A 13,337-nucleotide genomic window follows, 5' to 3' on the forward strand; every position below is an offset into this window, starting at 1 on the left:
GCCGCAGGCACTGGCTACCGAAAAGGACCAACGCCATGAGCCGAATTGCAATGAGTTGCACTGAGCGCGCCAAGCGCGAAGTGCTGCCCCTCGAACTCGCGCTGTACCACGCTGTGCGGGACTACACAGGCGGTGCTGCCGCCATTGCCGCCACCACCGGCCGTAACGCCACCACGCTCCAGCACAAACTGTCTCCCACCCACCCCACCCATATCGTCAATGTTCAAGAATTCAGTGAGATCTTGGAACTGACCAGGGACCCGCGCATCCTTGACTCGATTCACGCCCTTGTCGGCGACACCATCTGGCAAGAGCTGTCTGACGTATACACCCATGACATCCCTGAAACTCTGACGATGGGCCTTGCCGCTTTTTTCCGGCAGGTTGCCGATCTGTCCGAAACCTGGGCTCGCAGCATCGGTGACGGAAAGGTCGACGATCAGGAACTGGCTGAGATCCAGCACCAGGTGTTCCGAGGGATTCAGGGCTTATTGGGCATGTATCGCCGGGCCGAATACGTCAACCAGACTACCCGGGGGGCTCGCCGTGGCTGATATTGCTGACCTGGCGAATGATCGCGCCCAGTGGCACCTGGATCTGGTTCTGTCTACTCGGGCGCCTTTGCCTGCGAGTGACTCGCTCGAAGAGTGCCTTGGATGTGGTGGCCCCATTCCGGAGCCGCGCCGTTTAGCAGCTAAAGGCTGCCAGCGCTGCATCGAGTGCCAGGGGCACTTCGAGAAGAAGGGGGCTCGCTATGCTGGATAAGGTACTAGACCAGTTGCTTGACTATGGCCTGCAGCCTGATCAGCCCTTGATCTTCGGCAAGCTGACCCGCTGTCGCACAAAGGACGACAAGGGCAAGGAGAAGAACGGCTGGTATGTCCTGCATGAGCATTTGGCCGAGAAGGGACAAACTCTGATCTTCGGCAGCTTTGGCGATTGGCGCCTGGGCGAAACGCAGAAGGTGAAGACTGATGGCCGAGGCCTAACCCCGGAAGAGCGTGAAGTGATGCGGGCCCGGCAGGCCGATGCCAAACGACGTGCTGCAGAGATCGCGGCCAACGCTGCGCGTCGTGCAGCCAAGCGGGCGGAAGCTCTGTTCAAGCGGATGCCCGAGAAGGGGCGTAGTGCTTATCTTGATCGAAAGCAGGTGGTCGGTTTTGGCGTTCGTTACGCACCGAAGTCTGGCGCGGTGCTCGTCCCGATGCAGAATGCTCAGGACGCCATAGTCGGCTTGCAGGTGATTTTCCCGGCGGTCCAAGAGGATACTGGGCGCGACAAGTCCTACTGGCCGCACGGCATGGCCAAGGATGGTGCTTTCCACATGATCGGTGGCCATCCCGAGCCAGGGGAGCCGGTGCTGGTGTGTGAGGGGTACGCCACAGGCGCTAGTCTGCACATGGCGACCTCCCAGGCGGTGGCCATTGCATTCGATGCGGGCAACCTGATGGCTGTGGCCAAGCACATGCGCGAGCGTTTCCCCGGCCGATCCATCATCATTTGCCGCGATGACGACTGGAAAACGAAGCGGCCGACGGGCGAGCCTTGGAATCCTGGTGAGGAAAAGGCCAACAACGCTGCTGTGGTGGTAGGTGGCCAGGTGGTCGGCCCGATCTTCTCGGTCGAGCGCGAAGCCAAGTGGACCGATTTCAACGACCTGCACTGCGCCGAAGGCCTCGAGGCAGTTCGTCGGCAGGTCACGGCGGTGATCAAGCCCCCGGCTACTGGTGGCTGGAAAGACATGCTGGCCAGGACCGAGAGCGGCGCCCTGATCGCTCATATGCAGAACGTCGAACTGATCCTTGCCAATGATGAACGTTGGAGCGGTGTGATAGGCTACAACGCCTTCAGCTCGAAGATCATGCGTCTTCGTGCCGCGCCCTATGGCGGTGTGCCGGGGGAATGGAGCGACATCGACGACATGCGCGTGATGAAGTGGCTGGCTCAGCAGGGGTTGCGTGTCAAGGCTTCCCATGTGGTCGAAGCGGTCAGTGTTGTGGCGCACGACAACTCCTTCCATCCGGTGTGTTCCTACCTGGCCAAGCTCGAATGGGATCGTGTGCCACGCCTCGAGCGCTGGCTTCATGAAATCTTCGGCGTCCCACGGAACGAATACAGCGCCAAGGTCGGGAAGCGCTGGTTGATCTCGGCGGTGGCCCGAGTGATGAAGCCCGGTTGCAAGGCGGATGCGGTGATGATCCTCGAGGGCGCGCAGGGCGCGGGTAAATCAACGGCGCTGGGCATCCTCGGCGGCGAGTGGTTCATGGACACGCCCTTTACCCTCGGTGACAAGGACGCGTTCCAGGCGATCCGAGGCAAATGGATCGTCGAGCTGGGGGAGTTGGACAGTTTCAACAAGGCCGAGAGCACCAAGGCCAAGCAGTTTTTCTCGGCTTCGATCGACACCTACCGCGAAAGCTATGGGCGAAGAACGAGCGACGTGCCACGCCAGTGTGTTTTCGCGGGAACCACCAACCAAGATGAATACCTCAAGGACGCCACTGGTAACCGGCGATATTGGCCGGTCGCTTGCGTCAAGGTCGACTTGGAGGCGTTGCGCAGGGTGCGTGACCAGCTGTGGGCTGAGGCAATGTTCTGCTACCAAGCAGGTGATATCTGGTGGGTCACCCGTGAGGAGGAGGAGCTGTTTACTGCGGAGCAAGAAGAGCGTTTCGTTGTGGATGAATGGGAGGGACCAATACTTGATTGGCTTGAGGCCTCCCAAGTCGGTGAGACGGTCACCGGCAGTGAAGTGCTGGGGCAGGCGCTGAACCTGGATCCAGGCCATTGGGGGAAGCCCGAGCAGATGCGTGTGGGGTCGATCATGCACCGCCTGGGTTGGCGTCGGCGGCGGCTGGCGGCGCTGCCGAAGAGCGGCAAGCGGCCTTGGGCGTATCAGAAGCCCGAGGGCTGGGGCCGTACCAGCGACTTGGAGCAATCCACACAGCCGAAGGAGGAGTGCTTTTGATCAAGCACATTGATGAGATGCTGAAGCTGTGGGCGCAAGAGCTGCACACGCCAGATGTTCACGGTGGCGGTTCGGGTGGTGGTAGCATGCTCGGGCTCCTCATGGACTGCCGAGGTGATCTGATCCGTGGTACCAGAGGAAGTCGGGTACTGCTTGATGAGTCTGCGGACATCGAGATCATCGTGAACAAGCACCTGGCCCCTCAGTTGTACGTCATTGTGAAAGAGCACTACTGCAACCAGGACAGCCTGCTCGAGCAGAAAATGGCGTATTGCAGGTGCAGTAGGAAGACGTACTATGAGCGCCTGCACCAGGCCCATGTGGCTATTCAGGGGTTGTTGAAAGGGAAGAGGGCTGCATGATCCGCCACCTTTGGTCCTACCGTCCCGCTGCGGTCCTGCCGTGTTTTTCGCAGGTTAGCCCAGTCCCAGCCCGCGCAGTTCGCGGGCTGTCCCACCGTCCCACCGCTCACACGAAGGCGCGCACATAGGGCGCATGCAACGCGTTACACGCGCGTTGCGCGCAGCGTGCTTTTAATATCTCTCTTTACACGGGAAAGGGTTAATAACAGTTAGACAGTAGGACAGCCCTTGATTTTCGGGGGCTCCACAGGTCCCACTATCGCCACCTCCATTGGGACCTATGGGGCAGCGCCAAAGTAAAGCTAAGCCGGGAAGGTGTATTCCCCCGAGATTCGCCAGACATTCCCAAGACGTTTACCCCTTATTGCCGGGTGGCATTAAAACCCGCTTGCTGCCAGGAAACTCGACCTGCAAAATGTACCCATCTTCGAGACGTGCGGGCGCACAAAGCGGCCCGCCAAACACTGAAAACCCCGGCCTTGGTGCCGGGGTTTTTGCATTTGGGGGATTCGATGAACAGCGAGCAGCAAGCGTTAGTTGAGATGCCAATCTGGTTGGTGATCTTCCTGTCCTTGGTCGGCGGCGTCTCAGGCGAGATGTGGCGGGCCGACATGGCCGGCGTTAGCGGCTGGTTCATTTTCCGTCAGGTGCTGCTGCGTTCAGGCGCCTGTGTAGTATGCGGGCTGTCGACCATCATGCTGCTGTACTCGGCCGGTATGTCCATGTGGTCGGCAAGCGCCATTGGTTGCCTCACCGCTACTGCTGGTGCGGATGTCGCCATCGGCTTGTACAAGCGCTGGGTCGCCAAGCGTCTGGGCGTCTGCGATGTCCAGCCCCGGAGTGGTGAACCTGGTCAGTGATCTGACCGCCAGCCCCGGCGGGGCCGGGGACCCTGGTGATATGGCCGGGGTGCGGGGCAGGAAACCCGCGGCTCTTCGCTAGCGGACAGTTCACCAGCTTAGTGAACTGCGGTGAACTGGTTAACCCCCCGAATTCATTGGGTGAACTGGACTTTCCGACATGACTTATCTCACCAAATCGGAGTTCGCCGCCCGCCACGGATGGTCGAAATCCTACGTTTCAAAACTCGGCAAGCAAGAGCGCCTGGTGCTTTGCTCGGACGGCAAGGTCGACGTCGAAGCCACCGAGGCGCTGCTGGCCGAATCGGCCGATCCGAGCAAGGCCGCCGTCGCGGCTCGGCATGAAGAAAACCGAGTCGAGCGGGATGTGCGTAGTCACCTCCAACCTGGCGGCGACACACCTGCGGTGCAGCAACCGGAACTGTCGCCTTCTGGTGGCCCTAATTTCCAGCGATCGAAGGCTCATCGCGAGTTCTACCTTGCGGGTCTGGCGGAGACCGAGTTCTACAAGGTTCGAGGCAATCTGGTTGAGCGGGCCGCAGTCGAAGGCGCGGCGTTCGCAGCGGGGAGGCTGCTTCGTGAGCAGTTTTTCGGCTTGGCCCCACAGCTAGCTGGCGAGCTGGTTGGGATGAGCGACTTGTGGGAAGTCGAGAGGCACCTCATTGACACTTTCCGTCGGGTCTTCACCGAAGCCGCAAACATGAACAGCGCCGATCTCGAACAGGCCATTGGCCTGAAAAAATCCACTAACCAGAGCTGAGCTTATGCCCACCGGATACGCAGACGGTGCAGAGGTGTACCGCGAAGCGTTTTGCCGTGGGCTTACGCCTGACCCTGATCTTTGGGTCGACGAATGGGCAGATGAGTACATGCGAATCCCGCGTGGTACCGGTGCCGCAGAGCCTGGCAAGTATCGCACCGCGCGTACGCCGTATGCCCGCGAACCTATGCGCTGCCTGTCACCTGCTCACCCGTGCAAGCGGGTGGTAACCAAAATCGCCTCGCAGCTGATGAAAACGCAGATCGCCCTGAACTGGATCGGAGCGCTAATCCACATGGCTCCGGCCAACATCTTGACGCTACTGCCCACCGGGAGCTTGGCGAAGCGGGTGTCTTCTCGGATCGGCAAGACCATCGATTCAGTCCCTGAGCTGAAAGCGCGGGTGGCGGCTGTCCGGTCCAGGGATTCCCGTAATACATTGGATACCAAGGAATTTGATGGTGGCGCACTGTTTGCCACTACGGCCGGCTCGGCGGCCAACCTGTCTGAGCTTTCGGCTCGGTATGTGTATGGCGATGAGGTTGATCGATGGGAGGTGGACGTCAACCAGGAAGGTGACCCGATCAAGCTGGCCGAAGCTAGGGGTAGTACGTTTGGGCGTAACGCTAAGTTCTACTTTTCTAGCTCTCCGCTCATCAAGGGCATGTCACGAATTGATGACCTCTACATGATGGGGGATCAGCGGCACTACTACGTGCCTTGCCCGCATTGCGGGCACATGCAGGTGTTGGTCTGGGAGCGGCTGTTGTATTCGGCTGATTTCAGCACCACGCACTACCAGTGCGCGGGATCTGAGTGCGATGTGCTCATTGAGGAGCACCACAAGGCAGATATGCTGACCAAAGGTGAGTGGCGCGCTCATGCGCAAGGTGATGGCGAGACGGTGAGCTTCCACCTAAGTGCGTTATATGCCCCTTTAGGTTGGCAATCTTGGGCCACGTTGGCTCGGGAATATGAAGAAGCCAAGCTTGCTCAGAATCGCGGCAATCTGCACCCCATGCAGGTTTTCTACAACACCCGGTTGGCTGAGGTCTGGGATAGCGCAATTGAGCAGACCAAGGCCGAGGTGCTGCAGGCCCGCGCGCTGCAGGAGGACTACGTCCTGGGCACCTTGCCTGTGGGAGCGCTGGCGCTGACGGCCTCCGTTGACGTCCAAGCCAACCGCCTCGAGATGATGGTTATGGCCTGGGGCGCCGGCATGGAGCGCTGGATAGTAGATCACCAGGTGATCCCTGGCGACCCGGCCGACGAACGTACCTGGGCTTTACTAGATGACCGCTTGAAGCATCGCTACCGGCACCCTTGTGGGGTGAGCCTCGCGATCCTGGCCACTGGCATTGACTCCGGCGGTCACCATACGCATGAGGTCTACCAGTTCACCCGTGTGCGTCGATGGCGCAACGTGTTCGCGCTCAAGGGTGCGAGCAAGCCGGGTAAGGCTGTGATCGCCCAGCGTCCGTCACAGGTTGACGTCACCTGGAAAGGCCAGACCGAACGCAATGGTGCCGAGTTGTGGATTGTTGGTACCGACACGGCCAAAGACTGGATCTACAACCGTTACAACTTTGAAAAAGGGCCTGGCGCGCTGCATTTCGCCAAGGACCTGCCCGATGAGTTCTTCCAGCAGTGTGTCGCCGAGCGCAAGGTCGTCCGGTACGTGAAGGGTCATGAGCGGTTCGAATGGATCAAGAGCAAAGCAGAGCGAAACGAGGCGCTTGACCTCATGGTGTACAACCTGGCCATGGCCTATTTCCTCGGCCTTCACCGCTACGTCGAGCACGACTGGGACAAGCTGCGGCAGGCGCTCGCGCAGGCGAGCCTCTTCGAGCAAGGCGAACCGCAGCCAGCCCGGCCCCAGGCTGCCGAGCCCGACGCCGACGATCAGGACGAAGACGATACACCGTTGAGGTCTGCAACTCCGCCGGCGCCGGTCAGGCGCAGCGATCCGCCGCCACCCCAGCAGGCCCCTCGGGCGGCGCCGCAACCCATGCAACGCCGCAGCTCCAGCAGCGGCTACCTAAAGAGACGCTGACATGGCATACACGAAAGCAGACCTCGCCACCGTCGAGCGTGCGATCGCGCGTGGTGAAAAGATCGTTCGGTACTCGGACCGCACCGTCGAGTATCGAACGGTTGACGAGTTGATCAAGGCCCGCGATCTGATCCAGTCCGAACTGGTCAAGGCAGCGGGGCCGCGCTCGCGCGTTACACGCCTCTACCACGGGGGCAAGGGACTATGAGCGGGCGTTACATGTCCATCGGCCGCTCGGGAATCTTGGTGCCCGAGCGGATCAAGGCCAGCTACGAAGGCGCCGCCGAGGGGCGGCGCTCGTCAGGGTGGGATGCGCCGGATACCGGTGTGAACAGCCTGATCATGCCGGCCTTGCGCAACCTGCGTTCTCGCTCGCGCAGTGCGGTGCGCAATGATCCATACGCTGCCAACGTCATCGATAAGCGTGTCAGCAACCTGATCGGCACCGGCATTACGCCGCATCCACAGCTCGCCGACAAAGAGGTGCGCAAGGCGATGCAGGTCCTGTGGGAGGACTGGGTAGATGAGGCTGATGCTGATCAGCTCACGGATTTCTACGGCCTGCAGGCCTTGGTGGCCCGAACGGTCGAGCAGTCGGGCGAATGCTTCGTTCGCTTGCGTCCGCGCCGGTTGGAGGATGGCTACGCCGTGCCGCTGCAGCTGCAATGCCTGGCCCCAGAGTTCGTCCCGCACGACAAGTTCGAGGTGACCCGCTTCGGCAATGTCATCCGCGCAGGGATCGAGTTCAACGGCATGGGGCGGCGGGTGGCGTACTGGTGCTATCGCGTCCACCCCAGCGACAAGTCCTCGCTGAATGTCGGCTACAACCAGTTGGTACGTGTCCCCGCCGAGCAGATGCTCCACATCTTCGAGCCACTGGAGCCGGGGCAGCTGCGCGGTGTGCCGCGCCTCGCGCCCGTCCTGAAGCGCTTGCGCAGCCTGGACAACTTCGATGATGCGGTGTTGTTCCGGCAGGAAGTGGCCAACCTGTTCGCAGGTTTCGTGCGAAAGCCAGCGCCGGATGGTCGGCCACAGCTTGATCCTATAACCGGGGCGGCCGTCGACCTCGACCGGGATGGGTTCACGCCAATGGTGGGTTTGGAGCCCGGCACGGTGCAGGAGCTGGGGGCAGGCGAGGAGATCGAATTCTCCGATCCGCCGGACGCAGGCAACAACTACCGCGACTTCATGCGGCAGCAACTGATAGCTGCTGCTGCCGGTACCGGCTTGCCCTACGAGCTGATGACCGGCGATATGCAAGGCGTGAACGACCGGGCGATCCGCGTGGTGCTGAACGAGTTTCGACGCCGGCTGGAGCAGCTCCAGTTCCAGGTCTACGTCCACCAGTTGTGCCGTCCTGTGCGGAAAGCTTGGTTAGACATGGCTGTGCTGGCCGGGGCGCTCGACCTGCCGGACTACTCGCAGCGGCGCCGCGAATACCAGCGCACCCGCTGGGTGCCCCAAGGCTGGGCCTACATCCATCCCGTTCAAGACGTCCAGTCCCGGCAGATGGAAATCGCGGCTGGATTCACCACTCGCAGCGAGACCTGCTTGCGCAACGGTACGGATGCCGAAGTGGTGGACGAAGAGAACGCCGCCGATCTCGCCAGGGCGAAGGTCCTGGGTATCAAGTACAGCACTTTGTCGGCGGTCGATGACGATCCCGACGAAAAGGAGAAAACATGACCCCCTTGAAACCCCTCCGTATTTTCAACAAGGCGCCCACGCAGCAGCCCGAAAACGAACAGCACTGGTACCGGATCAGCGCTGCCACTAAAGTCGAGGGCGCTGCAGACGCTGAGCCAACCCCGATCGAGATCTACATCTATGGCGAGATCGGTGGCTGGGGCATCACCGCCAATCAGTTCCTCCGCGACCTGAAGGCAGTCGATGACGGTGTCTCACCGGTTCAGGTGGCCTTCAACACCAACGGTGGCGACCTGTTCGAAGGCGTGGCCATCCACAATGCGCTGCACCGGCTGGGCGAGCGCTGCACCGCCCGTATCGATGCGCTGGCTGCCAGTGCAGGTAGCGTAGCGGTATGCGGCGCCCACCGGGTGGTGATGGCGTCCAACGCGATCCTAATGATTCACAACCCCTACACCTGGATCGAAGGCGACGCCGAAGAGCTGCGGCGGGTAGCCGATGTGCTCGACCAAGCCTTCGAGGTGATCATTGCGGCTTACAAGGCAAAATCGCCTGACATCGACGAAGTCGAGCTGCGTCGCCTGGTCAACGCTGAAAGCTGGCTGACCGCTGAGGAGGCGCTCGCGCTCGGGCTCGTCGATGAGATCGGCTCCGGCGTGCAAGTCCGCGCTTGTCTGGGCAATGGCGCGGCCATGGCCCGCTATCAGAAAACCCCGCAGGCCTTGCTTGATCAGTTGGCCAGCAAGCCGCCGGCTGAAGACCCACTAAGGCCGCCTGCGCCCACAAAACCTGAAGTTGCTGACGCAGCGACGCTGGCGCTCATGATCACTCAGGAGTGCGCCAAGGTTGGAATCGGCAACCTGGCTGAAACGCTTATAGCTTCGACCAAGCTGATTGACGCTAGCACGGTGCAGGCAGCGCTGAAGAAGGCCAAGGCCGTGCACGGTCTTTGTGTCGCGGCGCGGTTGCCCGAGCTCGCGAAAGAGTACGTCGCTGCCGGCCTGGACGCTGATGCGGTGCGGGCGCGGCTGTTCGAGAAGATTGTCAGCTCCGGTAAGGGCTTCGAGATCAACAACGCCTTGCCGCCGGCCGACGATGAGCAGGAGAAGGTCAAGGCGCAGTTACCCAATCCATCCAGCATCTGGGCTGCCCGCCGGCAGGCCGCCAATAAAGGAGCACGACCATGAGTAACATCCGCCAGGAGCCGGTGCACGCCGGTGAGTTCCTGCTCTCCGAGGGTGCAGGAAAGATATCCCGCGAAGCCATCAACGTCGCTGCTGGTCCTGGTCTGGTCGCTGGCCAAGTGCTTGGCCTGGTAACAGCCAGCAGCGAATTCACTGCCTACGACCCCGCTGCAGAAGACGGCAGCGAAAAAGCCGTGTGCATTCTCTATGCCTCGCTCGGCGAGTCCGAAACAGTTCGGCGTGGCCGCGCGGTGGTTCGGCTGGCCGAGGTCAGTGAGGCCCTGCTGACCGGCATCGACGCCGATGCGGAACAGGCATTGGCAGCGCATTTCATCATCCTGCGCTGACCCGACTCTCTCTCATCCCAACCCCGCCCTGAGCGGGGTTCTTACTTTTTGGAGTACCTCATGGCTGAAATTGCCATTTTCCAAGACGACGCGTTCGGCGTTGCAGCACTCACCGCTGCTATTAACGATCAGGAATACGTGCCAGGACGCCTCGCAGCTCTTGGCCTGTTCCAGGAAGAGGGTGTCGCCACCCTTACCGTGCAGATCGAGAAAGACGGCGACACGCTTGCCCTGGTGCCGGCGGGTGAGCGCGGTACCTCTGGTCTGGTGGTGGGTGGTAGCAAGCGCACTCTGATCCCGTTCAACACTGTTCACCTGCCGCAGCGCTTTGCGATCAAGGCAGATGAGATCCAGGGTATTCGCGCGTTCGGCACGCTGACGGAACTACAGGCCGTACAGGATGTGGTCAACAAGCGTCTGGCCAAGGCGAAACGCCAACTGGATGCCACTCACGAGTTTCATCGGATGGGGGCAATCAACGGCAAGGTGCTCGATGCAGACGGCTCGTTAGTGCTGTTGGACATCTACAAGGTCTTCGGGGTGTCGCAGCAGAAGCAGTCGATGGGGCTGAATGACCCGAATGCCAACATTCAGGTGCAGTGCGTGGATGCCCTGGACATGCAAGAAGATGCGCTCGGCAACGTGACCACTACCGGTGCCCGCGCTTTCTGCGGCAAGACGTTCTGGAAGAAACTTATCGCCCACTCTTCGGTTGTCGATACCTACAAGGGTAGCCAGCAGGCCGCATCGCTTCGTGGCGACGGGCGTGAAACGTTCGAGTTCGGTGGTATCAGCTGGGAGCGTTACCGGGGCAAGGTAGCGGGTGTTCCGTTCGTCCCTGACGATGAAGCGCGCCTGGTGCCGGAGGGTGTTTCCGAACTGTTCCTGTCTGTCTACGCGCCGGCAGACTACATGGAAACCGTCAACACCGAAGGCTTGCCGTATTACAGCAAGCTGGAGGAGATGCCCTTCGGTAAGGGTGTTGCAGGTGAGGCTCAGTCCAACCCGTTGCACATCTGCACGCGTCCCCGTGCAGTTATCCGTCTGACCGCCTGATCATGGGCTTCCGCGACCTGATCGACGACGTGGACGCGGTGGTGTTCGATGTTCTGGGCGATACCGCTCTAATCGAGGGGCGTGAAGTGCTGGGTATGTTTTCGGCGCCGTGGCTGCAGCCCAAGCTCGGCCAGATCAATACTGGCCTGCGTGAGCCGCACCTGGTCATCCGCGTTGGTGACAACGCGGGTGTCGATACGCGGCAGAGTGTGGTGGTCGATCTCCCGCCAGAGGACGGTGGTGGCAACTACATCATCACGCGCATAGAGCCAGGCGGCGACGGCCTGGTAACGCTCGTTCTGAGGAAAACACCATGAGTGTCGGCAGCTATCACAAGTTGTCAGCCAGTGCAGGGCTGTTGACCCTGCAGATGAGCCCGGAAGACGTCAAAGGCTTCGAGGACTTTGCCAAGCTGGTACCCAAGGCCATGTCTGCAGCTCAACGACGTGCGATTAACAAAACGCTTCGCTGGCTTCGCGGGCAGGTTGCGCGTGAGGTGGGGCGGCAAGAGCGTATCGCTATCGCTGCTGTGAGGCAGCGGATTAAGGCTTTCCCGATGGGTAGCAACGGGCAAGGAAAGCTGTGGTTCGGTATCCGACCCATCGAAGCCAGTCGCGCTGGTCGTCCTCGGCAAACCCGAACAGGTGTCTCGGTGGCTGGGCGCCGGTACCCGGGGGCGTTCTATCGGCAGGTATACGGGGGCAAACCGGATATCTGGATTCGCACAGCCAGCAAGCACTTCGATGCTGCCGACTACCCGGAAAGCGAAGTCTCCGGTGGCGGTGGACGGCGGTCCGGCTGGATTTCCGAGAACGACAGTCGCTTCCCGTTGGCGAAGGCGAAGATCTCGCTCGATGACGTTCGACCTCACTTCGAAGCCTGGACTAACCGCGCTCACGAACGGTTGAAGGTGGTCCTTGAACAAGAGCTGAACTTTGAACTGCAGAAGTATTTGCGGAGAACAGGCAATGGTTGATGACCCAATACCTCTCGCTGGGATCTACGCGGCGATTGAACAACACATCAGTGCTGCCATCCCCGGGCTCGCCTATGTCGGCACCATGCCGGACGGGATCGAGGTCGTGCCGATGCCAGCGATAGTGCTGGAGTTGGCTGGCCTTGAGAGTGCGGACAAGGATCCTGGCACAGGTGAAACTGCCGTCGATGCTCGCTTCGAGGCGCGAGTGATTGTTGGCGTAGAGGTGCCCAACTGTCTGCATGTGGCCGCTTTCGCTGCGGCCCAGCTGGCGGTCCTGCTACGGATGCAGTCCTGGGGCTTAGCCGTTGAGTTTGCCCAGTTCGTAAGGGCAGAGCGGGACTGGAGCCGGCCCGAGCTGGATAGTTACGCGGTCTGGGTGGTTGAGTGGACCCAGGTCATCTATCTCGGAGAGGAAGAGTGGCCGTGGCCACGAGAACCCGGCCCGCTGGTGGTCGCCTTCGATCCTGACAGTGGTCTAGGCAACGAGCATCTCTACCAATCGCCTGAGGCTCTGGAGTGAGTTACGCGAGCGCCGAGCACGACCGGATGCTGGCCTGCGTCGTGATCAAAGGCTATGTGGTAGCGGTCGACCTGGATGCTGGCAAGCTGCGCATGTCGGACGGTACCGGCTGGAGCAGTGCCTGGGTGCGCTGGCACTCGTTGGCTGCCGGCAAGGCGCGACACTGGCGTGCACCAAGTCTGGGGGAGCAGGGCGCGCTGATCAGTCCTAGCGGTGACCCCGCTCAGGGCACTTTCATTCCCGGCCTGTACGGCAATGCCGGCGAGCGTCCGGACAACCGCGACCATGTCGAGGTGTGGCGCTTCGATGATGGCGGGTCCCTGGTCTACGACTGGGCGGACAATAGCTACACCATCAAGCTGCCCACCGGCACGGTCAACATCGAGGTCGGCAGCAGCAAGGCGGTACTGACCGACGACGCGATCACCGCCAAGTCGACGGCGATCGGTGCCGAGGCCGAGAGCATCACGGCCAAGGCAACCATGATCACCCTGCAGGGCGCCGTGCAGATCGATGGGCCGTTACAAGTAACGGGCGACATCCTCGGCCTCGGGAAAATTATCGACACCACCGGCAACACGCCGAACCACAAGCACTGAGG

The 13,337-nt window shown here is 61.1% G+C and carries 16 protein-coding genes; all 16 read left to right on the forward strand.

All coding sequences use genetic code 11. The annotated features are described in order from the left end of the window. Positions 1-35: 35 nt before the first annotated feature. The 16 genes from FQ668_RS14385 to FQ668_RS14460 all read left to right on the forward strand — a co-directional run bounded on the left by FQ668_RS14385 (position 36) and on the right by FQ668_RS14460 (position 13,335). Complete coding sequence (locus FQ668_RS14385) at positions 36-554, forward strand: phage regulatory CII family protein (protein WP_144180326.1); 519 nt, start codon at positions 36-38, stop codon at positions 552-554. Next, on the forward strand, positions 547-765 hold the full coding sequence (locus tag FQ668_RS14390) for a TraR/DksA C4-type zinc finger protein (protein ID WP_144180327.1): 219 nt from the start codon (positions 547-549) through the stop codon (positions 763-765). The genes FQ668_RS14385 and FQ668_RS14390 overlap by 8 nt, the downstream gene beginning before the upstream one ends. After that, positions 755-2,968: a VapE domain-containing protein gene (locus FQ668_RS14395; RefSeq protein ID WP_144180329.1), complete on the forward strand. Its 2,214-nt coding sequence runs from the start codon at positions 755-757 to the stop codon at positions 2,966-2,968. The genes FQ668_RS14390 and FQ668_RS14395 overlap by 11 nt, the downstream gene beginning before the upstream one ends. Further along, a complete protein-coding gene (locus tag FQ668_RS14400) occupies positions 2,965-3,330 on the forward strand; it encodes a hypothetical protein (protein ID WP_098091301.1) in 366 nt (121 codons plus the stop codon). Before FQ668_RS14395 ends, FQ668_RS14400 begins: the two co-directional genes overlap by 4 nt. Positions 3,331-3,842: 512 nt before the next feature. Beyond that, complete coding sequence (locus tag FQ668_RS14405) at positions 3,843-4,190, forward strand: phage holin family protein (protein ID WP_039613516.1); 348 nt, start codon at positions 3,843-3,845, stop codon at positions 4,188-4,190. A gap of 160 nt (positions 4,191-4,350) precedes the next feature. Further along, complete coding sequence (locus FQ668_RS14410; protein ID WP_144180331.1) at positions 4,351-4,950, forward strand: terminase small subunit; 600 nt, start codon at positions 4,351-4,353, stop codon at positions 4,948-4,950. Positions 4,951-4,954: 4 nt separating this feature from the next. Beyond that, positions 4,955-7,003, forward strand: coding sequence for a phage terminase large subunit family protein (locus FQ668_RS14415; RefSeq protein ID WP_144180333.1), 2,049 nt, complete (start codon positions 4,955-4,957; stop codon positions 7,001-7,003). Between the two features lies 1 nt (position 7,004). Beyond that, on the forward strand, positions 7,005-7,211 hold the full coding sequence (locus tag FQ668_RS14420; protein ID WP_056806607.1) for a phage head-tail joining protein: 207 nt from the start codon (positions 7,005-7,007) through the stop codon (positions 7,209-7,211). Further along, a complete protein-coding gene (locus FQ668_RS14425) occupies positions 7,208-8,689 on the forward strand; it encodes a phage portal protein (protein WP_144180335.1) in 1,482 nt (493 codons plus the stop codon). Before FQ668_RS14420 ends, FQ668_RS14425 begins: the two co-directional genes overlap by 4 nt. Continuing rightward, positions 8,686-9,837 (forward strand): head maturation protease, ClpP-related, encoded by a 1,152-nt coding sequence (locus FQ668_RS14430; protein ID WP_144180337.1) that lies wholly within the window; start codon positions 8,686-8,688, stop codon positions 9,835-9,837. The genes FQ668_RS14425 and FQ668_RS14430 overlap by 4 nt, the downstream gene beginning before the upstream one ends. Then, a complete protein-coding gene (locus FQ668_RS14435; protein WP_088512452.1) occupies positions 9,834-10,181 on the forward strand; it encodes a head decoration protein in 348 nt (115 codons plus the stop codon). The genes FQ668_RS14430 and FQ668_RS14435 overlap by 4 nt, the downstream gene beginning before the upstream one ends. Before the next feature lie 60 nt (positions 10,182-10,241). Then, positions 10,242-11,237 carry a major capsid protein gene (locus FQ668_RS14440; RefSeq protein WP_144180339.1) on the forward strand — a complete coding sequence of 332 codons (996 nt, stop codon included), beginning with the start codon at positions 10,242-10,244 and terminating at the stop codon, positions 11,235-11,237. Between the two features lie 2 nt (positions 11,238-11,239). Next, positions 11,240-11,554, forward strand: coding sequence for a hypothetical protein (locus FQ668_RS14445; RefSeq protein ID WP_144180341.1), 315 nt, complete (start codon positions 11,240-11,242; stop codon positions 11,552-11,554). Beyond that, complete coding sequence (locus FQ668_RS14450; RefSeq protein WP_144180343.1) at positions 11,551-12,213, forward strand: hypothetical protein; 663 nt, start codon at positions 11,551-11,553, stop codon at positions 12,211-12,213. The genes FQ668_RS14445 and FQ668_RS14450 overlap by 4 nt, the downstream gene beginning before the upstream one ends. Further along, positions 12,206-12,736 carry a hypothetical protein gene (locus FQ668_RS14455; protein ID WP_144180345.1) on the forward strand — a complete coding sequence of 177 codons (531 nt, stop codon included), beginning with the start codon at positions 12,206-12,208 and terminating at the stop codon, positions 12,734-12,736. The genes FQ668_RS14450 and FQ668_RS14455 overlap by 8 nt, the downstream gene beginning before the upstream one ends. Further along, the gene (locus FQ668_RS14460) at positions 12,733-13,335 is read left to right on the forward strand and encodes a phage baseplate assembly protein V (RefSeq protein WP_144180347.1); all 603 of its coding nucleotides are present in this window, start codon (positions 12,733-12,735) and stop codon (positions 13,333-13,335) included. The genes FQ668_RS14455 and FQ668_RS14460 overlap by 4 nt, the downstream gene beginning before the upstream one ends. The last annotated feature ends 2 nt before the right edge of the window (positions 13,336-13,337 follow it).

It is taken from the genome of Pseudomonas sp. Kh14 (genome assembly GCF_900291005.1).
In the GTDB taxonomy this organism is placed as follows: Bacteria; Pseudomonadota; Gammaproteobacteria; order Pseudomonadales; family Pseudomonadaceae; genus Aquipseudomonas; species Aquipseudomonas alloputida.

Bases quoted from the DNA above. Each gene is read 5' to 3' on its own strand.
- FQ668_RS14455 (WP_144180345.1), top strand. From the start codon at position 12,206: ATGGTTGATGACCCAATACCTCTCGCTGGGATCTACGCGGCGATTGAA.
- FQ668_RS14445 (WP_144180341.1), top strand. From the start codon at position 11,240: ATGGGCTTCCGCGACCTGATCGACGACGTGGACGCGGTGGTGTTCGAT.
- FQ668_RS14385 (WP_144180326.1), top strand. From the start codon at position 36: ATGAGCCGAATTGCAATGAGTTGCACTGAGCGCGCCAAGCGCGAAGTG.
- FQ668_RS14420 (WP_056806607.1), top strand. From the start codon at position 7,005: ATGGCATACACGAAAGCAGACCTCGCCACCGTCGAGCGTGCGATCGCG.
- FQ668_RS14405 (WP_039613516.1), top strand. From the start codon at position 3,843: ATGAACAGCGAGCAGCAAGCGTTAGTTGAGATGCCAATCTGGTTGGTG.
- FQ668_RS14435 (WP_088512452.1), top strand. From the start codon at position 9,834: ATGAGTAACATCCGCCAGGAGCCGGTGCACGCCGGTGAGTTCCTGCTC.
- FQ668_RS14410 (WP_144180331.1), top strand. From the start codon at position 4,351: ATGACTTATCTCACCAAATCGGAGTTCGCCGCCCGCCACGGATGGTCG.
- FQ668_RS14430 (WP_144180337.1), top strand. From the start codon at position 8,686: ATGACCCCCTTGAAACCCCTCCGTATTTTCAACAAGGCGCCCACGCAG.
- FQ668_RS14440 (WP_144180339.1), top strand. From the start codon at position 10,242: ATGGCTGAAATTGCCATTTTCCAAGACGACGCGTTCGGCGTTGCAGCA.
- FQ668_RS14425 (WP_144180335.1), top strand. From the start codon at position 7,208: ATGAGCGGGCGTTACATGTCCATCGGCCGCTCGGGAATCTTGGTGCCC.
- FQ668_RS14450 (WP_144180343.1), top strand. From the start codon at position 11,551: ATGAGTGTCGGCAGCTATCACAAGTTGTCAGCCAGTGCAGGGCTGTTG.
- FQ668_RS14415 (WP_144180333.1), top strand. From the start codon at position 4,955: ATGCCCACCGGATACGCAGACGGTGCAGAGGTGTACCGCGAAGCGTTT.
- FQ668_RS14395 (WP_144180329.1), top strand. From the start codon at position 755: ATGCTGGATAAGGTACTAGACCAGTTGCTTGACTATGGCCTGCAGCCT.